The following is a 25,340-nucleotide window of genomic DNA, read 5'->3' as shown; positions in this document are numbered from 1 at the left end:
TGAATTATGGTTATGAATTATGAATGAGGCTGCGTATCATGGCTTTGCTTGTTCGTTTGCCCTCTGTATTTTCATTCATAATTCATAATTCATAATTCATAATTTTTATGTAGTTTTGCATTCAAAAATAAAAAATACAATATATAATATGATGATAAAGATTACTTTTCCCGATGGCTCTGTTCGTGAATACGAAAAAGGAGTTACCGGATTACAGATCGCAGAGAGCATCAGTTCTCGTTTGGCGCAGGATGTTCTGGCCTGTGGCGTGAATGATGAAATCTATGATCTGGGCCGTCCGATCAATGAGGACGCGTCCATTAAACTATATAAATGGGACGACAAAGAAGGTAAACATGCTTTCTGGCATACAAGTGCCCACTTGTTGGCCGAAGCCCTACAAGAACTTTATCCGGGTATACAGTTCGGTATCGGACCAGCCATTGAAAATGGGTTCTATTATGATGTGGACCCGGGTGAAGTAGCGATCAAAGAATCGGACTTGCCTAAAATTGAGGCAAAGATGGCTGAATTGGTGGCTAAAAAAGAAGCTGTAGTAAGAGCAGATATTGCTAAAACAGATGCAATGAATCTGTTTGGCAATCGCGGCGAAACATATAAAACCGAACTGATCTCCGAATTGGAAGACGGTCACATTACTACTTATACACAAGGAGCATTTACCGATCTTTGCCGTGGACCTCACTTGATGACTACTGCGCCGATCAAGGCTATTAAGCTGACTTCGGTAGCCGGAGCTTACTGGCGTGGACAGGAAGACCGTAAGATGCTAACCCGTATCTATGGTATCACCTTTCCGAAAAAGAAAATGCTGGATGAGTACCTGGTGATGGTAGAAGAAGCCAAGAAACGCGACCACCGTAAGATTGGTAAGGAGATGGAGCTCTTCATGTTCTCCGAAGCGGTAGGAAAGGGTTTACCTATGTGGTTGCCTAAAGGAACTGCACTTCGCCTGCGTTTGGAAGACTTCCTGAAGAAGATTCAAAAGCGTTTCGGTTACCAGCAGGTAATGACTCCACATATCGGTAGCAAGCACCTGTACGTAACATCCGGACACTATGCAAAATACGGAAAGGATTCTTTCCAACCGATCCATACACCGGAAGAAGGTGAAGAATATCTGTTGAAACCAATGAACTGCCCTCACCACTGTGAGATTTACAAATGGCAGCCACATTCATATAAAGAACTTCCATTGCGCCTGGCAGAATTCGGTACGGTTTACCGTTACGAACAGAGTGGTGAACTTCATGGGTTGACACGTGTACGTGGCTTTACCCAGGATGATGCACACATCTTCTGTCGCCCGGATCAGGTGAAAGAAGAGTTTCTGAGTGTAATGGATATTATCTTTATCATTTTCAAAGCGCTTGATTTTGAGAATTTTGAAGCACAGATTTCTCTACGCGATAAAGTAAACCGTGATAAATATATCGGTAGCGAAGAGAACTGGGAGAAAGCGGAAATGGCCATCATTGAAGCTTGCGAAGAAAAAGGATTAAAAGCCAATATCGAATATGGTGAAGCTGCATTCTACGGACCTAAACTCGACTTTATGGTTCGCGATGCGCTGGGACGTAAATGGCAGTTGGGAACTATCCAGGTAGACTATAGTTTGCCGGAACGCTTCCAATTGGAATATACCGGAGCTGACAATATGAAGCATCGTCCGGTTATGATTCATCGTGCACCATTCGGTTCAATGGAGCGTTTTGTTGCTGTATTGATTGAACATACGGCTGGTAAGTTCCCATTGTGGCTGGCTCCTGATCAGGTAGCTATCCTTCCGATCAGTGAAAAGTTCAATGATTATGCCGAGCAACTCAGAAAGTACTTTGATACAATCGATATTCGTGCTATTGTTGACGATAGAAATGAAAAGATCGGCCGTAAGATTCGCGATAACGAAATGAAGCGCATTCCTTACATGCTTATTGTCGGAGAAAAAGAAGCCGAAAATGGCGAAGTTTCTGTACGTAAGCAGGGTGAGGGAGATAAGGGAACCATGAAATTTGAAGAATTTGGTAAAATTTTGAACGAAGAAGTTCAGAATATGATAAATAAGTGGTAAATTTGCGCGCGATTGTAAAGCATAGCTTCAATTAGCATCCTGAAAATAACTTTAACTTAAAATAATAAATTAATTTGGTAGTAAATAAAAAACAAACTGGTAATCGTTTCCAAGCAAAGAACGATTTAAAAGGGCAATACAGAATCAACGAACAGATTCGTGCCAAGGAAGTCCGTATAGTAGGCGATGATAACGTCGAAGCACAGGTCTTACCAATTTTTCAAGCTTTAAAGATGGCTGAAGAACGGGAGTTGGACCTCGTGGAAATTTCACCGAATGCTCAGCCTCCTGTTTGTCGTATTATAGATTACTCTAAATTTCTTTATCAACAAAAGAAACGCCAGAAGGAACAGAAGGCAAAACAGGTTAAGGTTAACGTAAAGGAAATACGTTTTGGGCCACAAACAGATGACCATGACTACAACTTTAAGCTGAAACATGCGAAAGGTTTCCTGGAAGATGGTGATAAAGTGAAGGCTTATGTATTCTTCAAAGGACGTTCAATCCTGTTTAAGGAACAAGGTGAAGTTTTGTTGCTTCGCTTTGCAAATGATCTGGAAGACTTTGCCAAGGTAGATCAGATGCCGGTACTTGAAGGAAAGCGTATGACTATCTTCCTTTCTCCTAAGAAGAAAGAGGCGCCTAAGAAGCCGAAACCAGTAGAGGCTAAGCCTAGAACGGAAGAAGCACCGGAAAAGGGCGAGGAATAAAGAAAAGTGCGTAACGCGCGGGTATAGTGCGTTACCATTATATATTTTAATAATTAAACAGAAAATTAAAATGCCAAAGATGAAGACTAACTCCGGTTCTAAAAAAAGGTTTACCCTTACCGGAACAGGTAAAATCAAAAGAAAGCACGCTTTTCATAGTCATATCCTGACTAAGAAATCGACAAAGAGAAAAAGAAACCTGTGCTACTCAACTACAGTTGCTGCTGTTGATGAAAATCAGGTAAGAGAACTCTTAGCGATGAAATAATCGAAGAGCGTAAAAACATTATTAAAGTAGTTATTAACCGAATGCATTAGCCTGAAGTTCGTTACGTGAAGTAACGGCGCTAACATTCAAAAAAAGCAAAACTATGCCAAGATCAGTAAATCATGTTGCTTCAAAAGCAAGAAGAAAGAAAATTTTGAAATTGACCAGAGGTTACTTTGGTGCAAGAAAAAACGTGTGGACCGTAGCTAAGAATACCTGGGAAAAAGGGTTGACTTACGCTTACCGTGACCGTAAAAACAAGAAAAGAAACTTCCGCGCTCTTTGGATACAACGTATCAATGCTGCTGCTCGTTTAGAAGGTATTTCATACTCTAAACTAATGGGTGGCTTGCACAAAGCCGGTATCGAAATAAACCGTAAGGTTTTAGCTGACTTAGCGATGAACCATCCTGAAGCTTTCAAAGCTGTGGTGGCAAAAGCTAAAGCTGCTTAAGTTTCAGCCGATTACGATTTACAAAGTGTCAGATGCCTTACGACATCTGGCACTTTTAATTTATCCCCTTATGGGATTCTTTATTTATTTGAAATATTAAGGTGAACAAATAGTCTATTTCTCTTGTTTATATGGCAGAAAGTAGTTATATTTGTTATATAAAAATTAGCCGCATCGGTTAGATAGGGAAACTCACTAATTAAACTGAAAACCGAGACAAGCTTCGCTTCTCAATGGCGGGCCACATCCTTAGGGACAGCTTTATGCCGGTGGATTACAAAGAGGACGAGCACTCAAATCATGTCATTCGGAGTTTCATCACATCATCGATGCGGCTTTTTTATGTCAAAAAATCTCCCATTTTTACATGCAGGTACGAGTTAACAAATACATTAGTGAAAGTGGCTATTGCTCACGCAGGGAAGCTGATAAATATATTGAGCAAGGCCATGTAACCATTGATGGGAAAAAGGCCGAAGTCGGTAGCCAGGTTTCTCCGGGACAGGTGGTGAAGGTGTTTGGTGAAACGATCAGTAATAAAACCCAGTCTGTTATTATAGCTTATAATAAACCGGTAGGTGTGGTGAGTACGACCGACCCGGGTGAACGCGATAATATAGTAAATGCTGTTGGATACACTGAACGTATTTTCCCAATTGGTAGACTGGATAAGGATTCGCAAGGACTTATACTCCTGACCAATGACGGGGATATAGTGAATAAGATTCTGCGTGCCAATAACAATCATGATAAAGAGTATTTTGTAACGGTGAATAAGTCGATTAACGCTGAGTTTGTTCAACGTATGCAGGGCGGGATACCTATTTTGGGAGTAGTAACACGTAAATGCGAGGTTACCCAACAAGGTGCTAACTCTTTTACTATTGTTTTGCGTCAGGGGTTAAATAGGCAGATTCGCCGGATGTGTGAGTATCTGGGCTATACGGTTACTAAGTTGCAACGCACACGGATTATGCATATCCATTTGGGAAATCTGAAAATGGGGCAATACCGTAGTTTAACAGAGGCGGAATCAGCTATGCTTTATAAGAAGATAGAGGGATCGGTTGGTACGGCATCGGAAAAGAAGCAAGGAGCGAAGAAACGCTCTATGCCATCAATAGCAAAGTCTCCGGAAGGAAAATCACCCACTAAGTCATCAGCAGGAAAAGTACGAGTTAAAAGTGTTGCTGGTGGACGAACAACTGCTTCGGGAACTTCTAAAGGCGGTTCTAAAACGGCTAAACCGTCGGGTAGAAATGATTCTTTTAAACCCAGAGGAAAAGGTACGAAACGCTCTGGTAGAATGTAGGGGCGGTTCGCGAACCGCCCCTACGAAACTACTTCCCTAACCGATATGCAAAGGCAACCCCTAACTTGTAAGGTAACCATTCGCCACTACCGTTTTTATCAACATACATCTCTCCGGTAGACTTCACATATCCTTTATATTCGGAATGTTGCCAGCCGTAGCCAGCATAGAGATCCAGTCCCCAGCGGTCGCTAATTTTGAATTGATAACCTAAGGTTGCTCCGAAAGAAATACCATCGCCTTTCTGGTACTTACCTTCATTGATGTAATTCCATTTAGTGAATTTGAACATCTTGTGGTAACCGGCATAAGCTCCGGCATAGAAACCTTTAAAAGCCCCTTTAGGGTAATATCTGCCTTCTGCGATTAATTGCCCGAATTTCATAGGATTGCCATCCAGACTTTCCCAAGGTGAGTATACGACATCTCCATTGAGTGTCCATTTATCTGCAAGTTTAGTTTCTGCCGACATGTTAATTACGCCAGCTGCCCAATACAAAGCATTCCATTTAAGTTGAGTCTGAGCCTGAACAGCGGACAAAGATACGGCCAGAATGGCCAGCAATAGTAGTTTTTTCTTCATGACGAAGCGGATTAGATGAATAACTAGTTAAAGTTCGATTAATTGTCTTAGTGGGGACAAAATTATAAAAAAGCAATGAAGCTTAATCTGTTCACTGCCTTTTTTTACTTAATTTATTTATTATCTCTTAAATCCCTTAACCGGACGGCCTTTCCCTCGCTTTGGGGTAAAGAGCCTTTTTTAACGAGTTTTAGTTTCGGAGTAATCAGTATTTCGTCTTTAAGCTGGCGTGTAATATCTTTCCGAAGGTTCTCCAATTGGATGTAATTATCGGTCGATAGGTCGCTGAGTTCGACTTCCACCACCATTTCGTCCTGATTGTCGCGTGTGGTAAGTGTGATCAGGTAATTGCTTCCTAGTTCGGGAAACTGTACCAGTATCTTTTCTACCTGCATAGGGAAGATGTTTACCCCTTTGATGATAAACATATCATCGCTACGGCCTTTGATGCGGTCTATGCGGATATGCGTACGTCCGCAGGGGCATTCTCCCGGAATGATACGCGTAAGGTCACGGGTACGGTAACGAAGAAGCGGCATCATATCCCGGTCGAGTGTGGTGAGTACCAGTTCTCCGATTTCTCCTGCGGGAACAGGCTCTTCTGTATCCGGGTCGATAATCTCTACGAAGAAGCAATCTTCCCAGAAGTGCATACCGTTTTGTTCGGTACACTCGAATGCCACACCGGGGCCGTTCATCTCCGACATACCAAAGCTGTTGTATGCTTTAACGCCTAACATTTTTTCAATCTTCTTACGTTGTTCGTCGGTATGAGGTTCGGCACCAATAACCAGAGTGGTCAGGCTGGTGTTCTGTGGATCAATACCTTCTTCCTGGAATACTTCGGCCAGACGGATGGCATAACTTGGAATGGCGTGTAGAGCAGTCGTTCCAAAGTCGGTAATAAACTTGATTTGTCTTTTACTGTTTCCGGCGGCGGCAGGTACAGTGAGAGCACCTAAACGTTCGGCTCCGTATTGGAATCCAAGCCCTCCGGTAAACATGCCGTAACCCGAGCTGTTTTGAAAAACATCCGTGTTGCGAAGCCCAACCATATAAAGGCAACGGGCTACAAGGTTTGCCCATGAATCCAGGTCATGTTGCGAGTGGAAGATCACAGTCGGATTTCCCGTTGTTCCACTGGATGAGTGCAAACGTACCGCATTCTTCAGCTCACCCGAAACTAATCCGTAGGGATAGTTATCGCGCATTTGCGCCTTGGTGGTAAAAGGGATCTTCTTTAAATCCTCCAACGTCCGGATGGAGTCGGGGGTAATTCTGTTTTCTTCGAATACTTTTTTGTAGAATGGAGAATGAGCAGCAATGGCTACGGTTTTCTTGAGCCGTTCGAGTTGCAGGTTTTGTAACTTCTCCCGACTTGCAATCTCTATCTCTTCTTCCCAGTATTTTGTATTCATGGCTTCTTATTTGATTAATCCCTGTGCAATTTCTCTTCCTGCATTCAGGGCTTTCAGGTTCATTTCTACGATTTCTTCTCCCTTACGTGCGAATATATCACGGATACTATCCTGGATTTTTGTATAATCAATTCCCAGGAATGGGGTGGTAGCGCCCAGCAGTACGATATTTGCTACGCGTGCCGTTCCAATCTCTTTGGCTACCTTATCCACATTTAAGATTACTTTGTGGGGTAGTTTATTGATTTCCGCCATAATATCTGCTTCGTCCGGATAATTTGGAATGTTGATAAACGGTGTATCGTTCGTTACCAACCAGCCATCTGAGTTTAAGTATGGTAAATAGCGTAAACCTTCCATCGGTTCCAGGGAAATAATTAGGTCGCATTGTCCTGATGGGATCAGGTCGGATGCGATGGGCTGGTCGCTGATACGCAGGTTGGATTGTACATCTCCGCCGCGCTGACTCATTCCGTGTACTTCGGCTTGTTTCATGTAAAGCCCGTCTTTCAAGGCTGCTTGTCCGATAACTGTTGCGATAGACAAGATGCCTTGTCCACCAACGCCTGATAGTATGATGTCTTTCTTCATTATTTTCTTTTTTTGCGTTTCAACGTCTGGATACATTCTCTGCGAGGTATGATTACCGATACGCCTTTGTGGTTGATCTCGTCACGGATGATCTGTGCCATTTCTTCGTGGTTCTTCTTCAACGGGATGATTACACGAATATGAGCTGGGTCAACACCTAGACCGATACAGATAGATTCGATCTTTCCGGTTCCGGCAGAATCCTGTCCGCCGGTCATGGCAGTGGTTTCATTGTCGGAAATAACGATGGTTACATTGCTGTTTTCGTTTACACAATCCAGCAGCCCGGTCATTCCGGAGTGGGTAAAGGTTGAATCGCCGATTACGGCTACGGCAGGATATAAACCACCGTCGGCAGCTCCTTTAGCCATGGTGATCGAAGCTCCCATGTCTACACACGAGTTGATAGCGTTGAATGGGGCATTGGCTCCCAGCGTATAGCAACCGATATCGCTGAATACTTTATGGGATGGGTATTCTTCTTTCAGTACTTGGGTCAGTACGGTATATACATCACGGTGTCCGCAACCATCGCAGAGTGCAGGTGGACGCATCGTTACCAGGTCGGGAGTGGTGAAAGTCGATTTATTTTCTTTGCCTAAAGCGCGAGCTACATTGTCGGGGGTTAACTCGCCGTCTTGCGACAGAGTACCATCTAAGCGTCCTACAACTTTAATACCCATACCCAGATAGCCTTTTAGTTGCTTTTCAACGAAAGGTTGTCCGTCTTCCAATACAAGAATCTCATCGCATGAATCAACCAGTTGTTGAAGCTGCTTTTTAGGCAATGGATATTGTCCGATCTTCAATACCGGATGTTCGCATCCCTCAGGATAGCTTTCCATCAGATAATTGTAACCGATACCACAAGCTATGATACCCCGTTTCTTGTTCGGACCGTCTATGTATTTATTGTATGGAGATTCTTCCGAAGCTTTAATGAAAGCGTCTTGTTGCGCCAACAGTGCTTTGTAGCGTTTGCGGGCATTCCCTGGAAGCAGGATAAACTGACGTGGATCATCACTGAAGGAAATCTCATTTTGTGGTTTTTGCGGTTGGCGTTCCACACCCGAACGTGAGTGTGCCAGGCGGGTAACGATACGCATCAGAATGGGTTCACCGGTTTTTTCTGAAAACTCAAAACCATTGTACACCATATCATACGCTTCCTGCTGATTGCTGGGCTCGTACATGGGGATAAGTGCAAAGTCTCCGTAGAAACGGCTGTCCTGCTCATTCTGCGAGGAGTGCATGCTTGGATCGTCTGCTGCCAGTACGATCAATCCGCCTTTTACTCCGGTTACGGCAGAGTTAACGAAGCAGTCGGCTGCAACGTTCATTCCAACGTGTTTCATACAAACGAGGGCGCGTTTACCCACAAAGGACATGCCCAAGGCAGCTTCCATGGCTGTTTTCTCGTTAGATGCCCAACGGCTGTGAATATTTTCCTGAGCTGTTATAGGTGCCGACTGGATGTATTCTGTGATTTCAGTCGATGGTGTACCGGGGTAGGCATACACACCCGATAGTCCGGCATCCAATGCCGCTTGTGCAATGGCTTCATCGCCAAGGAGGAGTTGTTTGCTCATATTGTAGTTTCCTGTATTAAGTAATGTTTCTTAAATTAAACTTCGCAGCGGCACGTTGCCGCTTGCCGCAATATTCTTGCAAAGATACACTTTTTGGCATCAGTTTATCACCAAATTACTGATAAATCTTTCTATCGTTAAGTGCTTTCCAGTATTTTCTGGCATTTATCATATGCTCGGCAAGTGTAGTGGCAAAGTTGTGCGTACCCGAGAAGTCTTCTTTGGCGCACATGTACAGATAATTATGTTTGGAGTAGTTCAATACGCTATCAATTGCCTTTAATGATGGAATACGGATCGGTCCCGGAGGAAGACCTGCATTCTTATAGGTGTTATATGGAGAATTGACCTCTAGATGAACGTTGGTTATTCGTCTCAGTTCGAAGTTTTGCAGAGCGAACTTAACTGTCGGATCAGCTTGTAACGGCATGTTTATGCGTAGCCGGTTCATGTATAGTCCGGCAACGGTTGGCTTTTCTGCGCTATTATTTGTTTCTTCATCGACAATGGATGCTAGTGTACAGATTTGCCGGGGAGTCATTCCAATTTCTTTGGCTTTGGCCAGTCGTTCTTCATTCCAAAACCTGTCGTGCTCTTTTCTCATGCGGTCGAAGAAATCGTTTGCACTCATGTTCCAATATACTTCATATGTATTGGGGATGAAGAAGCAATACAGGCTTTCTTTATCATATCCGAGGGAGCCGATAAAATTCGGGTCGTTTAGCTTGTTTGCTATTTCCGTTGAATCAATCATCAGTTGATTGCCAACGTTACGGGCCAGGCGATCGAACGTACGTACACTGCCAATAGTCAGGTTAACCGGGGTTTGGAAACCACCTGCAAGACGTTGATATAGGTGGTATACATCATCACCGGGTTTGATTACGTATCGTCCGGTACGGATATGGTCACTGTATTTCTTATATTCGGCCAGCCAGTGGAATCCTTCAAATTTATTTGGATTTCCGGCAGCTTTCACCTTATTATATATAGAATCTATCGTATCATCACGATCAATGTAGATATAGGCTTTTTGTTCGGGATGAAACTGGGGGGAGAACAGGTAATAGTAGGCTGTTCCTCCTATGCCTAAACCGATAAGTATGCCTATGCCTAAGCAAATTAAGAAAATCTTTAATACTTTATTGCGGCCAGGTGCCGCTGTCTTTTTTTTCATGCAGTTAATTTATCTTGGAGTTTATGTGATGCCAAAAATACAGAAAATTCTTGAGATAACTATGTGAACATATTATAAACCCCAATATGCCGTATCAACATAAGCTTCCAATAGGTCCTCAACTTCGTCGGGCAGCGGAGAGAAAAAGTCCAGTCCGGTTACTACTTCTACACTATCGATAGATACAACATGCGAATGCAATGGTGCAGTACAGTGCTCATTGTCAAAGATAAACCCAATGGCTTTAGGAGACTCTTTAAACGGTGACAGGATAACTTTAAAGAAACCATGAGGTACGGCAACCTTGTTGATGCCAATACATTTAGGAGAGTTATTAACGATAGGTCCACAGATCACAATAATTGCACTATCGGCAATGGCCCACTCTCGGACTTTATTTTCAAGATCCTTCCACCTGCGTTGGTTTAGTTTAGGGTGTTGCGGACAAATATTGCTCAGATAGAATGATTCTTTCATACTGGCATTGCTCCATTTCAGATCGGCAGCGGGAGCCATATGTCCTCTGTCATAACCAGAGTTCCGATAATCGCCGGTAGTGACCGTTCCTTCTTTAATAAAAGGATCGGGTATAAACTTATCGTGACGCTTTTCTTCCCCCATTGTTTCGTCGATGGTTAACTCATACGATACCCAATTCGGAATTTTCCAGTTTTTGTTATAAGAAACGGTATGCCCGGTGTGAAAGATAATCTGTTCGGGTTGAGAAGAATAAGATACCGGATACTCCAGGTCTGTATAATCAATGATCCGGGGTATGGAAGGAGCAGCTTTTGCAGGTGTTTTCTTTTCCTGTGGCTTTGGTCTGGACTTCCCGGCAGGTTTGTCAGGAATAGTAGATTTTTCTGTTTGTTGTTGTGCAACTACAGGTTTCTTTTTTTCTTGCTCATGTTGATAGAAATAGTAGATAGTGGCTACTAATAGTATCCCTATCACAATGATAAAGAAAGCACCTGTGTTGAGGTGCTTCCTTTTCTTTTTGGATTTATACGATTTTCTCTTAGTAGTTTTTCTCTTTGTACGCGACATAAGATATTTCTAAACCTTATTTCTTCTTTTTTGTAACTTCTTTTTTGATCAGGTCTTCCAACCTGCTTAATCGTTCTTCCAAATCTTTACTTTTCTGCTGCTCATGTGCAAGCAGCCGTTCCATGAGTTCAATGATCTTATCCATTGGGTTGTAAACATTTTGTTTGTCTTGTTCTATATGACATCCAATGCCAATGTTATCGTTATCCCCAAAGGTATTATTCTCAATAATGAAAGTTGTATTATCATCTTCCAGATTCTGTAGTACATCTTCAGGCACATTGAGTGCTGATGCAATTCTTTTCAGTACCTCAGGATTAACCACTTTCTGTTGTTCATGGTGGGACATTGTTTGCTGCGTGACGCCGATCATATCGGCCAGTGCCTCTTGTTTCAGCCCCCTTAAATGGCGGAACCGCGTAATGTTATGCCCCACATGAATGTTTTTATTTGTAGCACTATTTTCATCCATCGTTGTTATGTTTATCGAGCGCAAATATAGGTTAAATCATCTCTTTGGCCACAAATGTAATGGAAAAACTTGTAATGTCTGTATTTTACCGACTTAAAATCTGTATAATACAGAATAGATAATTGTCTATCATTGAAAGAATTATATTTTCTTTGTACTGTTAGATACTAATGGGGACAGGAAACTGTGAAGTTTTCTGTCCTTTTGAGATTTGTTTATATTGAATGCAATCATTTTTATACTTTTGAAGTGAGAAAAGTAATCTTGGTACACTTAATATTGTTATGCCCCTGGCTAGCGAGCCTTTTGTAGATTTAAGTCTATTATTAATATGTGCCAGGATGAGGTCGGAAGTAGTAATGATTGCAACAATAGAGCGCCCTTATATATTAATGTGTAAGGGCGTTTTTTGTTTTTTGTTCGTGTCCGGCTACGGATAAAACCTTTATTTGTGTTATTTTTGCCTTAAACAATTCATGAAATGATACGTATTCTACATACTGCCGACTGGCATTTGGGACAAAATTTCTTTGGATATGACCGTACGCAGGAGCAGGAGCATTTTCTGGACTGGTTGTCGGACCAGGTCAAAGCACGTGATGTTGATGCTCTGATTATTGCTGGAGATGTTTTTGATGTGTCTAATCCGTCGGCTGCTTCGCAACATATGTTCTATCGCTTTATTCGCAGGGTAACGGTGGAGTCTCCTCATTTGCAGATGGTCGTTGTGGCCGGGAATCATGACTCGGCAGCACGCCTGGAAGCCCCTATACCCTTATTGTACGAACTCAATACCACGATTAAAGGGCTTGTTCGTAAGTCTGGTGGTGAGATTGACTATGAAAATTTGGTTATAGAGTTGAGAAACAAAGCGGGGCAAGTGGAAGCCCTTTGCCTGAGCGTGCCTTATCTTCGCCAGGGAGACTATCCGGCAGTGGAGACGGAAGGTAATCCTTATGCAGAGGGTGTAAAAGAGTTGTACCGTCGGTTGACAGCGCATGCTTTGGAGCGTAAGACACCGGAACAAGCCCTTGTCGCTGTTGGGCATTTGCAGGCTACCGGTTCGGAGATTGCGGAAAAGGATTATAGCGAACGGACCATTATTGGTGGTTTGGAATGTGTATCGCCCGACTCGTTTTCATCGGAAATTGCTTATACGGCTTTAGGTCACATTCATAAAGCCCAGCGGGTTTCGGGCAGGGAAAACGTACGCTATGCAGGTAGTCCGCTTTCGATGTCATTTGCAGAAAAGCATTATCGACACGGAGTTGTAGAGGTGGTGCTGGATGGTGGAAAATTGCAATCTGTTGATAAAGTAGAATATACGCCTCTGGTTGGTATGTTGTCTGTTCCGGCAATGCATTCGGCAAGCTCTGAAGAGGTTCTGGAATTGTTGGAAGAGTTGCCCTTAAAGACGGAAGAAAATGAAGGTGAACTGGCTCCCTATCTGGAAATCAAGGTGCTTCTGGATGAGCCTGAACCGATGCTTCGTCTGGAAATAGAAGAAGTCCTGGCTAACAAACACGTACGCCTGGCACGTATTGTTTCCGCATATCGGGCTGCCAGTCAAACGATTACCGAAGAAGAGATTATGGCGGTTGGCTTACAGGAGATGACTCCGTTGCAGATTGTACAATCAACGTTTGAAAAGACCTTTCAAACAGAAATGCCCGAAGAACTCGTTAGATTGTTCCGCGAAGCGGAACAATCCATTGAAAATTGAAAGTTGCAATATTCATTTGAACCGCAGAGTTGCGCAGGGTTGCGCAGAGGCATAAACTAGAGTTTAAAACTCTGTGTAAATCTGCACAACTCTGCGGTTCAAAAGGCAACCGGATATAATAAACTAATTTTCTCAACTTTCAACTAAAATGAAGATTCTCTCTATACGACTTAAGAACCTGGCCTCTATCGAGGGGTATTTTGATATTGATTTTACGACTGAACCTTTAGCTTCTGCCGGAATATTTGCAATATCCGGACCTACCGGGGCGGGTAAATCAACGATACTGGATGCACTATGCCTGGCGCTTTATGATAAAACTCCCCGTTTTACGGCTTCAAATGAAAGTTTGTACTTGCAAGATGTAGGCGATAGCCAGATCAATCAGTCGGATGTAAAGAATGTGTTGCGCCGTGGAGCAGGAGAGGGCTTTGCCGAAGTCGTTTTTCTTGGTGTTGACGGGCATCGTTACCAGTCGCGTTGGACGGTTCGCCGGGCACGCGGGAAATCTACCGGTTCATTGCAGGCACAAGCTATGCAGGTTGTGGATTTGGAAACGGATAAGGAGTTGCAGGGCACAAAAACGGAAATCTTAAATCAGTTGGTCATACTCGTAGGTTTGACTTATGAGCAATTTACCCGTACCGTTTTGTTGGCTCAGAATGATTTTGCCACTTTCCTGAAATCCCGTGAGTCGGCAAAAGCGGAGCTGCTGGAAAAACTTACCGGAACGGAGATTTACTCACAGATTTCGCGTACGGTTTTCGCCCGTAGCAAGCAGGCTATGGAAGAGTATAATCAATTAAAAAATAGCATTAACCTGATTGAGTTGCTTCCGGAAGAAGAGGTTGAGCAGTTGCAGAAAGATAAATTGCAGCAAAGCGAAGAGCGGGCTGTTGCAGTGAAACTGCTAGCTTCACTGAATGAAAAGCTGAAAGTCATAACTTCCTTGAAAGCACAACAACAACTATTGGAGAATAAACGAAAGGAAGAGTTTACGGCTGCCGGACAATTAAAGAACTCTCAGAGCGAACACGCTGAAAGGGCTGAGAAATTAGCAGTCTTCAAGCAACAATGTGAAGCATTGCAACCGGAATTGCGAAAGGCCCGGGAGTTGGATACGCTGATACAAGGTGTTCGGGCTAACTATGTGCAGGCAGAGCAACGTTTCCAGGCTTCGCAAAAGAAGAAAGAAGAAGCCATCCGGTTACTGGAAAGTCAGGAGAAGACGTTAAGTAAAGAATTGCAGAAACTAAATGTAAGCCATACGGATACTTTTGCCTCTTTGTCTCATGAAGCAAAGCTAGAGCAGGCTACTCTTTTGCTGTCTGAGCATGAACATAAGCTAACTATTGCTCAGAAAGCGAACGATGAACGGGTAGTACAACTCAATGCCTTCGGCATACGGTCTTTGGGCGAGGAGCAAGGCAGGCTTCTGGAAGAACAAAAACGATTACAGGCAGCTCGTCAGTTTACTGCTGATTGGATAAAACAATGCAAAGAGGTAGAGCGGATAGCGCAGGAACTGGCAGAGCGGAGTAAATCTAAAGACCAAACGGAAAAGGAGTTGATCGTTCTCAAAGAGCAACTTAAGGCTAAAAACGAGCAGGTGCAGTCTTTACAACGTTTGTATGATAATGCCCGCGTAGCCATGAGTCAGGATGTAGAAGCGATTCGCCACAATTTGAATCCGGGAGAGGCTTGCCCTGTTTGTGGTGCAACAGAGCATCCATATACATTGGGCGAGACGGTAGTTGATTCCATATACCATAATATAGAAAAGGAGTATAAGGCTGTTGCTGACGACTATCAGCAGTTAAATAATCGGAGTATTGCTGCGGAGCAGAATTCCCGGCTTTTGATAGAACAATGCACCTTATTGTCTATTCAACTGGAAACATTACAGAAAGATATAAAACAGAAAACTCCTGAGAGGCCGGAAGAGCGAACAGTAGCTTATTTCGATTTGCAACTGGAACATCTGCAACAACAATTGAATGAGTTGGCCGGAAAACTAAAGTCCTACCAGCAGCTTTATGAAGAATGGCAATGGCATGATAACGAAATAAAGAAACTACGCCGGCAGACTGATGCTTTGCGCGAGGCTATCTCTTCTTGCCGGTTAATCCTTCAGCAGGTTGCTTCGGGTAAGGAGCAGGTTGCTTCGGCGGAAACAAATACGGCAGAGGAACAATCTCGTTTCGCGAAAGTCAGGGACGAACTGGAATGTTTGCGCAAAGAACGCTCGGCGTTATTAAAAGGAAAAACTGCCGACGATGCAGAGTCGGCAATTCAACGGCATGAGAAAGAACTCAATGAACTGCTGGAGGTTGCCCGCCGGCAGCTGGACCAGCAAACAGCCCGTATCTCCGGTCTACAAGGAGAGATTAAGCAATTGGCTTCCGTGGTTGATGATTTAATCCGGGAACAACAACAGATTGAATCGCCGGAAAAACTACCCGAAATGATTGCTGCCCGCCAAGAAGCAAATCAGGAAATAGAACGCAAACTCTCTTTGCTGGAAGCCCGGTTGCTTCAACAAGAACAAAACCGTATCAAGTTAAAAGATATAGAGAAAGAACTGAAATCCAAACAAGCTACCGCCGGGCAGTGGGAAAAACTGAATAAACTGGTAGGCAGCGCAGACGGAACTAAATTCAAGATCATAGCACAAAGCTATACGCTGAACCTACTGCTGATGCATGCCAATAAGCATTTGTCTTACCTCTCGAAACGCTACAAGTTACAACAGGTTCCCGATACGCTGGCCTTGCAGGTAATTGACTGCGATATGTGTAATGAGATTCGCACGGTAAACTCCCTTTCGGGTGGCGAGTCATTTCTGGTTTCATTGGCTTTGGCTTTAGGGCTGTCTTCATTGTCCAGCAATAATCTGAGAGTAGAATCTCTGTTTATCGACGAAGGGTTCGGTTCACTCGATGCCGAAAGCCTGCGCACAGCAATGGAAGCACTGGAACAACTACAGATACAGGGCCGTAAAATCGGAGTGATATCGCATGTACAAGAGATGAGCGAACGCATCTCCGTGCAGATACAAGTAAACAAAGCGGTGAATGGCAGGAGCAGCATTGATGTCGTTGCAGTTTAAAATCATGAAGAATCTAAAAAACTTTCCCCCTTTCTGTGATTTTCATAATTAGTTTGCGACTAACTAAGAAAAAAGTAATTAAACGAAGTATATGAGAGATCATACAGAACAGCAGTTCTTGTCGATCATCAAGGAGTATGAACGGGTAATCTATAAGGTGTGCTATTTATATGCCACCAAGAATGCTCCCTTGAATGACCTTTATCAGGAAGTCGTTCTAAATATATGGAAAGCATTTGGTAAGTTCAGAGGTGAGAGCAAAATCTCGACCTGGATTTATCGTATTGCGTTGAATACTTGTATCAGCTTTATCCGTAAAGAAAAGAATATTCCGGAAGTGGTTACCCTGACACAGGAAGCCAACTGGATGACCGACGATCAGGATGAACTGCAAGTTATGCTTAAAGAGTTGCACCTGCTTATAAACCAACTGGGGCAACTCGATAAGTCTATCATATTACTTTATCTCGAAGAGAAAAGTTACGAAGAAATCTCTGAGATTACCGGGCTGACTGTGACCAACGTGGCTACAAAGCTAAGCCGTATCAAAGAGAGGCTAAGAAAAATGAATGTAGAAAATAATAAAAGATAGATATGGAACTGGATGATTTGAAAAAGTCGTGGAATGTACTCGACAAACAACTACAAAAAGAAACCATTGTTGATGAGAAGCAAATTGCCGAACTCATTACCAAATATCAGGAGAATGCAGCAAAAGGATTGAGTGAAGTTACCCGTTTTCAGAAAAAATCCCTGATCGTGGCCATTCCTTTGATTCTGCTTATGGTTTTCATTATACTGTACGATACAGCTTTCCTGAGCAACCTGAAAATAACCGCCAAGGTGGTATCTATGTTTATTTATGCTGTATTGACTCTTATCCTGGGCTTTTGGTGGGATTTGAAAACCTATCGGTTTAGCCGGAATACGAAAATAGCCGAGATGTCTACCGTAGAAGCTATGGAGCGGATGAATACATTCAGAAAATGGATGAGCATAGAATTTAAGATTATTCCCGTTTGGTCGGTCGGCTTTTTTGCATTGTATTACTGGTTGAGAGATTACCATACACAACCTTTAATGGTTCAGGTCGTTTTTGGTGCTTTCTCCGCAGTTGCCGTTGCATGCATCATGCTGTTTGTGCATAAGAAATTATTCAAACACCTGAATGAGGTTAAGAAGAATCTGGATGAAATAAAAGAACTGGAAGGTGAAAATAAATAGCTTAAACCCAATATAATTCTCTTTGAAACTTTAACAAATGAAAGCGTTGTTTACGGGAAGTAAGCAACGCCTTTTTTTATTATTAATCTGGTTGTCGATCTGCGAAGTCACAAGAATGAGCAAAGTCGGATCAAAAAGATAGCATTTGCTCCATTCTGATTACATGCAAACTTTTCAAAAACCTTCAATGAGATGTTAAAATCAGGTTTTAGGCTTGCTTATGCAGTGTATTATTGATATTTGGAAGTGCCCCAACGCAATAATTTCTACACTTGAGCCGCGTACTGCCGACAGTCAAGCGCTCAAGTATCAACAGTCAAGCGCTCAAGTATTGATAGTTAAGCGCTCAAGTATCGATAGTCAAGCGCTCAAGTGTTCAGCGTGTTTCGTTTTATAGATTTTTATTCTCTGGTTGGTCTGTTTCAAGCGAAATGTTTGAAGTGTGTATTTGCTTTGTTTGTTTTCATCTGTGTGGCTATTTGTAGTTTATTCTATTGTATTTGGGGCATTTGGGTAGTTTGTTTTATGATTTTCAATCTTATTGATTTTTGCAAACATGATTCTTTTGCCATTTTTCTTTTCCTTTCTGCCCCAAGCCCGGAATTTGCGATTACTGCTCCATTCTATTATCAAAATGTCATTTTGTCTATACTTTGCTATTTCCAGCAAAACCCTACAAAAAGGGATCAAGAAGAAAAGTTGGTTGAACCGTTAAATTGTTATAGACTTTATTGAAGGATTGGCGTATAACGGGATGGAAATGAATTAATTCTATACTGTGCCAAATCCACCCCCTGCCCCCGCCAGCGGGGGATACCTTGCGGAGACACTGTGTAGCGCAGCCTATCCCCCGCTGGCGGGGGCAGGGGGTGGACGGTTGAAATAACGTAAAACCAACCCCAAATACTCAAAACCAATCAAAAAGGAGTGAAACTCTATTAAGATATTGTTTATACAATGATTAGCAACCTACTTTTCTGCTTGATCTCAGGCATTCATCCTTAGTTACAGATTCCCCGCCAGAAACTTCTTCATCGTTTCAACCGGCATACCTCTGCGCCCGGCATAATCTTTCAGTTGATCTTCGCCAATTTTTCCTATTGCAAAATACCGTGCTGATGGGTGTGCCAGCATTAATCCGGACACCGATGCATGTGGGTGCATGGCACCATTTTCAGTCAAAGTAATGCCTATCTGTTGCATATCCAGAAGATCGTTCAGAATGAAGTTTATCGACTGGTCGGGTAGGGAAGGATAGCCCACAGCGGGACGGATGCCTTGAAAATTCTCTGCCAAGAGTTCTTTCATCGTGAGGCTTTCCTCTTTGGCATAACCCCAGACTTCCTTTCGTACATATTGGTGCATCTTTTCGGTAGCAGCTTCGGCCAGCCTGTCGGCCAGGGTTTGAACCAATAGATGTTTGTAAGGGTCCTGTTCATATATGCGTTCCAGATCTGCATCTACCGTGGATGCAAAAACACCCACCGTATCCGTAATCCCCGAAGAAAGAGGGCGCACAAAATCGCTTAAACACAAAAAAGGATCATCGGCATGCCTTTGTGTTTGCTGGCGAAGCAGGGGCAGGACAGTACCATCCAATAATATATTGTCGCCATCGGCATTGGCTTTGCACAACCGGAATGTAGTTTTTACGTTGAAATCCTCATCCAGTAAGTTCAGCATTCGGTTGGCCTCTTTCAACAACTGCATGGCTTCGGATGCTTTGGGGCGGTCGGCTTCTTCAAACGTGGTTAACCACGAAGCACGGCAAACGTCACAGCCGTGAATATCGGCTATGGCGGCAAACCTGGGCTGAAAGCCCCACGCATGGAAGAAATAGATCCAGTTGATGTACGGAGCTACCTGATGTATAGAGTAAGTGAGTGTCATCTGAAACGCAGAGCCTGTCCCCGGTACGTGTCGTCCACTTCGTTATTATTGAATACCAGGTTTCCGTTGACAAATGTCTTATCCACTTTCCATTGGAACGAATCGCCTTCGCGCGGACTCCATTCGCATTTACTGCGAATAATATCGGTGGTTACAGTCCACGGGCTATCAGGCTTAACCAACACCAGGTCGGCCTGGTATCCCGGACGGATATATCCGCGATTATTAATCTGATAAATCTCTGCCGGAGCATGGCACATTTTCTCTACCACCTTTTCGATGGAAAGTACACCTTCTGTTGCAAGTTCGAGCATGCTAACCAGCGAGAATTGTATCATGGGCATGCCAGACATGGCCTTCAGCGCGCCTCCTTCCTTCTCGCTAAGCAGGTGTGGAGCATGGTCGGTGGCAATAACATCAATTTTGTTTGTGTTAATGGCCCCGCGTAATATCGTACGGTTGGGTTCGTCTTTTATTGCCGGATTGCATTTTATCTTTCCGCCCAATCTGCCGTAATCGGCACTGCTATACAACAAATGGGGCACGCAGACTTCTGCCGTAATCTTCTTTTCGGCAAGTGGCTTATCGCCATCGAAAAGCTCCAACTCTTTAGCCGTAGTAATATGCAATACATGCAGTCGGGCACCGGCCTCTTTAGCCAACTGAATGGCAAGTGCCGACGATTTATAACAAGCCTCTTCCGAACGGATTTGCGGATGAAGGCGTATGTCTAAATCACCATCTTTCATCCAGCGGCTTGTCTTATAAATGGCTGTGTTTTTAGTAATGATATCCTGATCTTCGCAATGCGTTGCAATGAGCAGGTCTGTTGAACTGAATATGCTTTGCAGGCTACTCATTCTTTCTACCAGCATATTGCCGGTGCTGGAACCCATGAACAACTTGATTCCACATACACGATGCGGGTCCAGTTCGCCGAACTTGATATAATTCGTATTGGTTGCCCCGAAATAACACGAGTAGTTCACTAACGATTTTTCTGCCATCAACTCCATCTTACTCTCCCATGCCTCCAGCGTTGTGGTTGGCGGGTTGGTGTTTGGCATATCCATAATCGATGTAACTCCTCCCGCAGCAGCGGCCTGACTTTCAGTGTATATATCGGCCTTATGCGTCAGTCCCGGATCGCGGAAATGTATATGATCATCAATCACTCCCGGCAACAGATAACACCCTGTGGCATCAATAACCGTTTCACAAGGCGCGCCTGGTTGTTGCCCCCCGGCTAAGACTTCGACTATTTTCTCGCCTTCAATAACGACCGAGCCTTGCACTTGTTGCCCTTCGTTAACAATCGTGGCATGCTGTATAAGTGTACGTTTCATTTCTTTTGTGGGTATTTATGGAACCAGCTATTTATCTTCATACTGATAACTCCGAACATAGCTTCTCCGAAGATACTTGAATTCATTTTAGAAGTTCCCAGTTCCCGGTTGATAAAGATAACCGGTACTTCGATTATTTTGAATCCGCTTTTATAGGCGGTAAATTTCATTTCAATCTGGAAAGCGTATCCCTTGAAACGGATATTGTCCAGATCGATCTTTTCCAATACTTCACGGCGATAGCATACAAATCCGGCAGTGGTGTCGTGCACAGGAATGCGGGTAATGAACCGCACGTATTTGGAAGCGCACCATGACATCAGTACCCGTCCCATAGGCCAGTTTACTACATTAACCCCGCTAACGTAGCGCGATCCTACGGCTACGTCGCCACCTTTTGCTGTGCATGCTTCATAAAGCCTGGGAAGATCATTCGGATTGTGCGAAAAGTCGGCATCCATTTCGAATATATACTCATACTCATGTTGCAGTGCCCATTTGAACCCCGCAATGTATGCCGTGCCTAATCCTGATTTCTCTTTCCTTTCAACCATAAACAGGCTATCCGGAAATTCTTTTTGCAATGCTTTCACAATAGCAGCCGTACCGTCGGGGGAGTTATCTTCTATAACAAGAATATGAAATTGCTTTTCTAACCCGAGTACCGCCCGGATAATATTTTCAATATTCTCCTTCTCGTTGTATGTTGGGATAATGACTAAACTATTAGATGATTGCATTGTATCTCGATTAGCTTATTTGGTGTATTATTGGCAGGCAAATGTAGTGCTTTTCTGTTACTTACGAAATGATACCCTATATAAAGTAAGTGAAAATTCGTACTTTTGCATTTCGAAAGCGGCAACGTGCCGTTGATGAGTTTTGTGTTTGAATAGAAACGATAATATAATGACCATATCCGAATTGCAACACCGGTACTCCGGACACCCAAATATCGGTGCTTTAAATAGCCTATTAAAAGATCCCGATGTTAATCATATCTTCTGTAGCGGACTGAATGCTTCTGCTGCACCTTTATTCTTTTCCACTTTGGCTGCCTCTTCCGAGTCGCCCTTTGTGTTTATCCTCCGCGACCTGGAAGAAGCCGGATACTTTTATCACGACCTGAGCCAGATTCTGGGAACGAACAATATACTCTTCTTTCCTTCTTCCTTTCGCCGTGCCGTAAAGTACGGCCAGAAAGACCCGGCCAATGAAGTCCTGCGCACCGAGGTGTTGAGCCGCATTCAAAAACCTGAAAAAGGATTGTGTGTAGTCACCTACCCGGATGCCCTTGCAGAGAAAGTCATATCCAAACAAGAACTGGACGATAACACACTCAAAATACACGTAGGCGAACATCTGGATATCGATTTTATCATGGAAGTGCTATGCAGTAACGGCTTCCAATATGTAGATTATGTATACGAACCGGGGCAATATGCCGTGCGTGGTAGCATCGTCGACGTATTTGCTTTCTCCTCTGAACTCCCTTTCCGTATCGACTTCTTTGGAGATGAAGTAGATAGTATCCGCACATTCGAAATCGAATCACAACTTTCCAGAGACAAACGGGAAAGCATTGTCATTGTACCGGATTTAAGTGTAATCGGCAATAATAATATCTCCTTCCTCGACTTTATACCTGCCGACACCACGCTGGCTATGCGCGATTTCTTCTGGGTAAGTGAACGTATTGAAGCCATTTATAGTGAAGTCATCCATAGTACCACCCAGTACGATGTGAATGAAATAGACGAATTGGCGGTTCAGGGCGAGAAACTTCGCAGTATGTTGCTCGATGGTAGCGACTTTAACGCACGCGCGTTAGCGTTCCGCCGACTTGAATTTGGACATAAACCTACCGGAACACCTTCGGCTACATTCAAGTTCGATACCTCTATTCAGCCCATTTATCACAAGAATTTTGATCTGGTAGCCGCTTCCTTAAAAGAATATCTGCACAACGGCTATACCTTATATATATGTAGTGACAGCCGGAAGCAGATCGACCGTATCCGTTCCATATTCGAGGATCGCGGTGATCAGATAACCTTCACAGATGTAGAACGTACCCTGCATGAAGGATTTGCGGATAACAACCTAAAGATGTGTATATTCACTGATCATCAAATCTTTGACCGTTTCCATAAATATAACCTCAAAAGTGATAAAGCCCGCTCGGGTAAAGTCGCCCTTTCGCTGAAAGAACTGACTTCATTTACATTAGGCGACTATGTGGTACATACCGATCATGGGGTAGGAAAGTTTGCCGGGTTGGTGCGTTTACCACAAGGAGATTCTACCCAAGAGGTAATCAAGTTGATTTATCAGAATGAAGATGCTGTTTTCGTTTCCATCCATTCGCTGCATAAAGTATCCAAATACAGAGGTAAAGAAGGCGATCCTCCCCGTCTGAATAAACTAGGCACCGGAGCATGGGAAAAACTAAAAGAGCGCACTAAAAGCAAGATCAAAGATATTGCCCGCGACCTGATTAAACTATACGCCAAGCGTCGTGAAGAAAAAGGGTTCGCTTTTACTCCCGATACATTCCTGCAAAACGAACTGGAAGCCAGCTTTATCTACGAAGATACCCCCGATCAGAGTAAAGCAACAGCCGATGTGAAACACGATATGGAACGCAATGTTCCTATGGACCGTCTGGTTTGCGGCGATGTAGGTTTCGGTAAAACGGAGGTTGCCATACGTGCTGCATTCAAAGCCGTATCCGACAATAAACAAGTCGCTGTCCTGGTGCCTACTACTGTATTGGCCTATCAACATTTCCAAACCTTCCATGAGCGTTTGAAAGATTTCCCTTGCCGGGTCGATTACCTGAGCCGTGCCCGTACAACTAAACAGAAAATGAAAGTTCTTAAAGGATTGGAAAGTGGCGATGTGAACATCCTGATAGGAACACATCGTATATTGAGTAAAGACGTCAGGTTTAAAGATCTGGGACTTCTTATCATTGATGAGGAGCAGAAGTTCGGAGTAGGGGTAAAGGAAAAACTACGCCAATTGAAAGTCAATGTAGATACGTTGACCATGACTGCAACCCCAATTCCAAGAACCCTGCAATTCTCCTTAATGGGCGCCCGCGACCTGAGTGTAATCTCTACTCCTCCGCCTAACCGTTATCCGATACAAACGGAACTACACACCTTTAATGAAGAGGTGATTACAGATGCTATTAACTTTGAAATGAGTCGCAACGGACAGGTGTTCTTTGTGAATAACCGTATTGGTAATCTACAGGAACTGAAAGCTTTGATCCTTCGCCATATACCCGATGCCCGTATCGCTATTGGACATGGACAAATGGAACCTACTGAACTGGAAAAGATTATTTTCGGCTTTGTGAATTATGATTATGATGTATTGATCGCCACTTCGATCATTGAAAGCGGTATTGATATACCCAATGCCAACACAATCATAGTTAACCAGGCCCAAAACTTCGGGTTAAGTGATTTGCACCAGTTGCGTGGACGTGTAGGGCGTAGCAATAAAAAAGCATTCTGCTACTTACTTTCTCCACCATTAACCAGTCTGACAGCCGATGCCCGTCGCCGTTTGCAGGCTATTGAAAACTTTAGTGATTTGGGTAGTGGCATTCATATTGCCATGCAAGACCTTGACATTCGTGGGGCAGGTAATATGCTGGGAGCCGAACAAAGTGGATTTATCGCCGACCTGGGATATGAAACTTACCAGAAGATCCTTACCGAAGCGGTAGAAGAACTAAAAACCGGTGAGTTTGCCGATTTGTATGCTGAAGAAGTTCAGGGAGATGGTACCATCAGCGGTGAACAATTCGTGAAAGACACGGTATTGGAAAGTGATATGGAACTGCTTCTGCCGGCTAATTATGTAACAGGTGCCAGCGAACGTATGTTGTTATACCGTGAGCTGGATGGGCTTGTCCTGGATGCCGATGTAGACGCTTTTCGTGTTCGTCTTGAAGACCGGTTCGGTCCATTGCCCCGCGAAACCGAGGAATTGTTGCGGATTGTACCGTTACGCCGTATCGCTGCCCGGTTAGGAGTAGAAAAGATAACGCTTAAAGGTGGCCGTATGCTGTTGTATTTAGTCTCTAATGGAGATAGTCCATATTATCAGAGTACAGCATTTGGTAAGTTAATCAGTTATATGATGAAATATACCCGCCGTTGCGATCTGCGCGATCAGAATGGAAAACGCTCTATGGTTGTGAAGCAGGTGCCTAATGTAGAAGAAGCCGTATCGGTTCTTCAGGAAATGGTAGCGATGGAGAGTAATTGACCTTGTAGGGGCGGTTCGCGAACCGCCTAATATGCAGAATACACAGGA

Annotated in this window: 20 protein-coding genes; 10 read left to right on the top strand and 10 right to left on the bottom strand. The window is 43.6% G+C overall.

Annotated features, from left to right (window positions below):
• The first annotated feature begins 151 nt into the window (after positions 1-151).
• The 5 genes from thrS (at position 152) to rluF (ending at position 4,836) form a co-directional block, all read left to right on the top strand.
• A complete protein-coding gene (gene thrS / locus D0T87_RS05320; protein WP_163173775.1) occupies positions 152-2,092 on the top strand; it encodes a threonine--tRNA ligase in 1,941 nt (646 codons plus the stop codon).
• A gap of 74 nt (positions 2,093-2,166) precedes the next feature.
• On the top strand, positions 2,167-2,802 hold the full coding sequence (infC, locus tag D0T87_RS05315; protein WP_163173538.1) for a translation initiation factor IF-3: 636 nt from the start codon (positions 2,167-2,169) through the stop codon (positions 2,800-2,802).
• 70 nt (positions 2,803-2,872) lie between these two features.
• Complete coding sequence (rpmI, locus tag D0T87_RS05310; RefSeq protein ID WP_163173536.1) at positions 2,873-3,070, top strand: 50S ribosomal protein L35; 198 nt, start codon at positions 2,873-2,875, stop codon at positions 3,068-3,070.
• 103 nt (positions 3,071-3,173) lie between these two features.
• The gene (rplT, locus tag D0T87_RS05305) at positions 3,174-3,524 is read left to right on the top strand and encodes a 50S ribosomal protein L20 (protein ID WP_163173534.1); all 351 of its coding nucleotides are present in this window, start codon (positions 3,174-3,176) and stop codon (positions 3,522-3,524) included.
• Between the two features lie 367 nt (positions 3,525-3,891).
• Positions 3,892-4,836, top strand: a complete 945-nt coding sequence (gene rluF, locus D0T87_RS05300; protein ID WP_163173532.1) for a 23S rRNA pseudouridine(2604) synthase RluF — start codon at positions 3,892-3,894, stop codon at positions 4,834-4,836.
• Between the two features lie 28 nt (positions 4,837-4,864).
• Here rluF and D0T87_RS05295 read toward each other — a convergent pair whose 3' ends face one another.
• The 7 genes from D0T87_RS05295 to D0T87_RS05265 all read right to left on the bottom strand — a co-directional run bounded on the left by D0T87_RS05295 (position 4,865) and on the right by D0T87_RS05265 (position 11,713).
• On the bottom strand, positions 4,865-5,419 hold the full coding sequence (locus D0T87_RS05295) for a DUF3575 domain-containing protein (RefSeq protein ID WP_163173530.1): 555 nt from the start codon (positions 5,417-5,419) through the stop codon (positions 4,865-4,867).
• 113 nt (positions 5,420-5,532) lie between these two features.
• A complete protein-coding gene (locus tag D0T87_RS05290; protein ID WP_163173528.1) occupies positions 5,533-6,837 on the bottom strand; it encodes a phenylacetate--CoA ligase family protein in 1,305 nt (434 codons plus the stop codon).
• 6 nt (positions 6,838-6,843) lie between these two features.
• Complete coding sequence (locus tag D0T87_RS05285; protein ID WP_163173526.1) at positions 6,844-7,428, bottom strand: indolepyruvate oxidoreductase subunit beta; 585 nt, start codon at positions 7,426-7,428, stop codon at positions 6,844-6,846.
• The gene (locus D0T87_RS05280; RefSeq protein WP_163173524.1) at positions 7,428-9,017 is read right to left on the bottom strand and encodes a thiamine pyrophosphate-dependent enzyme; all 1,590 of its coding nucleotides are present in this window, start codon (positions 9,015-9,017) and stop codon (positions 7,428-7,430) included. The genes D0T87_RS05285 and D0T87_RS05280 overlap by 1 nt, the downstream gene beginning before the upstream one ends.
• 115 nt (positions 9,018-9,132) lie before the next feature.
• Positions 9,133-10,194, bottom strand: a complete 1,062-nt coding sequence (gene mltG, locus D0T87_RS05275; RefSeq protein WP_163173522.1) for an endolytic transglycosylase MltG — start codon at positions 10,192-10,194, stop codon at positions 9,133-9,135.
• Between the two features lie 72 nt (positions 10,195-10,266).
• Positions 10,267-11,241 carry a DNA/RNA non-specific endonuclease gene (locus tag D0T87_RS05270; protein WP_163173520.1) on the bottom strand — a complete coding sequence of 325 codons (975 nt, stop codon included), beginning with the start codon at positions 11,239-11,241 and terminating at the stop codon, positions 10,267-10,269.
• A 16-nt stretch (positions 11,242-11,257) separates the two neighbouring features.
• Positions 11,258-11,713 (bottom strand): helix-turn-helix domain-containing protein, encoded by a 456-nt coding sequence (locus D0T87_RS05265; RefSeq protein ID WP_163173518.1) that lies wholly within the window; start codon positions 11,711-11,713, stop codon positions 11,258-11,260.
• Between the two features lie 481 nt (positions 11,714-12,194).
• On the opposite strand from D0T87_RS05265, the gene D0T87_RS05260 reads away from it, so the two are divergent.
• The 4 genes from D0T87_RS05260 to D0T87_RS05245 all read left to right on the top strand — a co-directional run bounded on the left by D0T87_RS05260 (position 12,195) and on the right by D0T87_RS05245 (position 17,769).
• Positions 12,195-13,436, top strand: coding sequence for an exonuclease SbcCD subunit D C-terminal domain-containing protein (locus D0T87_RS05260; protein ID WP_163173516.1), 1,242 nt, complete (start codon positions 12,195-12,197; stop codon positions 13,434-13,436).
• Between the two features lie 148 nt (positions 13,437-13,584).
• Positions 13,585-16,545: an AAA family ATPase gene (locus D0T87_RS05255; RefSeq protein WP_163173514.1), complete on the top strand. Its 2,961-nt coding sequence runs from the start codon at positions 13,585-13,587 to the stop codon at positions 16,543-16,545.
• A gap of 91 nt (positions 16,546-16,636) precedes the next feature.
• Positions 16,637-17,137, top strand: coding sequence for an RNA polymerase sigma factor (locus D0T87_RS05250; protein WP_163173512.1), 501 nt, complete (start codon positions 16,637-16,639; stop codon positions 17,135-17,137).
• A gap of 2 nt (positions 17,138-17,139) precedes the next feature.
• Positions 17,140-17,769 (top strand): hypothetical protein, encoded by a 630-nt coding sequence (locus D0T87_RS05245; protein WP_163173510.1) that lies wholly within the window; start codon positions 17,140-17,142, stop codon positions 17,767-17,769.
• Between the two features lie 1,005 nt (positions 17,770-18,774).
• On the opposite strand, the gene D0T87_RS05240 is transcribed toward D0T87_RS05245, so the two are convergent.
• Genes D0T87_RS05240 through D0T87_RS05230 form a run of 3 tightly spaced genes read right to left on the bottom strand, consistent with a single transcriptional unit; the run spans position 18,775 to position 21,745 of the window.
• Complete coding sequence (locus D0T87_RS05240) at positions 18,775-19,659, bottom strand: vitamin B12 dependent-methionine synthase activation domain-containing protein (protein WP_163173508.1); 885 nt, start codon at positions 19,657-19,659, stop codon at positions 18,775-18,777.
• Positions 19,656-21,005 carry a dihydroorotase gene (locus D0T87_RS05235; RefSeq protein ID WP_163173506.1) on the bottom strand — a complete coding sequence of 450 codons (1,350 nt, stop codon included), beginning with the start codon at positions 21,003-21,005 and terminating at the stop codon, positions 19,656-19,658. Before D0T87_RS05235 ends, D0T87_RS05240 begins: the two co-directional genes overlap by 4 nt.
• A complete protein-coding gene (locus D0T87_RS05230; RefSeq protein WP_163173504.1) occupies positions 21,002-21,745 on the bottom strand; it encodes a polyprenol monophosphomannose synthase in 744 nt (247 codons plus the stop codon). The genes D0T87_RS05235 and D0T87_RS05230 overlap by 4 nt, the downstream gene beginning before the upstream one ends.
• A gap of 169 nt (positions 21,746-21,914) precedes the next feature.
• On the opposite strand from D0T87_RS05230, the gene mfd reads away from it, so the two are divergent.
• Positions 21,915-25,292, top strand: coding sequence for a transcription-repair coupling factor (gene mfd, locus D0T87_RS05225; RefSeq protein ID WP_163173502.1), 3,378 nt, complete (start codon positions 21,915-21,917; stop codon positions 25,290-25,292).
• Positions 25,293-25,340: the final 48 nt, after the last annotated feature.

It is taken from the genome of Bacteroides sp. 51, assembly GCF_010500965.1.
Classification (GTDB): domain Bacteria; phylum Bacteroidota; class Bacteroidia; order Bacteroidales; family Bacteroidaceae; genus Bacteroides.
The sequence above is the reverse complement of the archived record's forward strand: the minus strand, read 5'-3'. Positions and strand labels throughout refer to the sequence as shown.

Excerpts from the sequence above, each read along its gene's own strand:
- thrS (WP_163173775.1), top strand. The coding sequence starts at position 152 with ATGATAAAGATTACTTTTCCCGATGGCTCTGTTCGTGAATACGAAAAA.
- rpmI (WP_163173536.1), top strand. The coding sequence starts at position 2,873 with ATGCCAAAGATGAAGACTAACTCCGGTTCTAAAAAAAGGTTTACCCTT.
- rplT (WP_163173534.1), top strand. The coding sequence starts at position 3,174 with ATGCCAAGATCAGTAAATCATGTTGCTTCAAAAGCAAGAAGAAAGAAA.
- rluF (WP_163173532.1), top strand. The coding sequence starts at position 3,892 with ATGCAGGTACGAGTTAACAAATACATTAGTGAAAGTGGCTATTGCTCA.
- D0T87_RS05295 (WP_163173530.1), bottom strand. The coding sequence starts at position 5,419 with ATGAAGAAAAAACTACTATTGCTGGCCATTCTGGCCGTATCTTTGTCC.
- D0T87_RS05290 (WP_163173528.1), bottom strand. The coding sequence starts at position 6,837 with ATGAATACAAAATACTGGGAAGAAGAGATAGAGATTGCAAGTCGGGAG.
- D0T87_RS05285 (WP_163173526.1), bottom strand. The coding sequence starts at position 7,428 with ATGAAGAAAGACATCATACTATCAGGCGTTGGTGGACAAGGCATCTTG.
- D0T87_RS05280 (WP_163173524.1), bottom strand. The coding sequence starts at position 9,017 with ATGAGCAAACAACTCCTCCTTGGCGATGAAGCCATTGCACAAGCGGCA.
- mltG (WP_163173522.1), bottom strand. The coding sequence starts at position 10,194 with ATGAAAAAAAAGACAGCGGCACCTGGCCGCAATAAAGTATTAAAGATT.
- D0T87_RS05270 (WP_163173520.1), bottom strand. The coding sequence starts at position 11,241 with ATGTCGCGTACAAAGAGAAAAACTACTAAGAGAAAATCGTATAAATCC.
- D0T87_RS05265 (WP_163173518.1), bottom strand. The coding sequence starts at position 11,713 with ATGGATGAAAATAGTGCTACAAATAAAAACATTCATGTGGGGCATAAC.
- D0T87_RS05260 (WP_163173516.1), top strand. The coding sequence starts at position 12,195 with ATGATACGTATTCTACATACTGCCGACTGGCATTTGGGACAAAATTTC.
- D0T87_RS05255 (WP_163173514.1), top strand. The coding sequence starts at position 13,585 with ATGAAGATTCTCTCTATACGACTTAAGAACCTGGCCTCTATCGAGGGG.
- D0T87_RS05250 (WP_163173512.1), top strand. The coding sequence starts at position 16,637 with ATGAGAGATCATACAGAACAGCAGTTCTTGTCGATCATCAAGGAGTAT.
- D0T87_RS05245 (WP_163173510.1), top strand. The coding sequence starts at position 17,140 with ATGGAACTGGATGATTTGAAAAAGTCGTGGAATGTACTCGACAAACAA.
- D0T87_RS05240 (WP_163173508.1), bottom strand. The coding sequence starts at position 19,659 with ATGACACTCACTTACTCTATACATCAGGTAGCTCCGTACATCAACTGG.
- D0T87_RS05235 (WP_163173506.1), bottom strand. The coding sequence starts at position 21,005 with ATGAAACGTACACTTATACAGCATGCCACGATTGTTAACGAAGGGCAA.
- D0T87_RS05230 (WP_163173504.1), bottom strand. The coding sequence starts at position 21,745 with ATGCAATCATCTAATAGTTTAGTCATTATCCCAACATACAACGAGAAG.
- mfd (WP_163173502.1), top strand. The coding sequence starts at position 21,915 with ATGACCATATCCGAATTGCAACACCGGTACTCCGGACACCCAAATATC.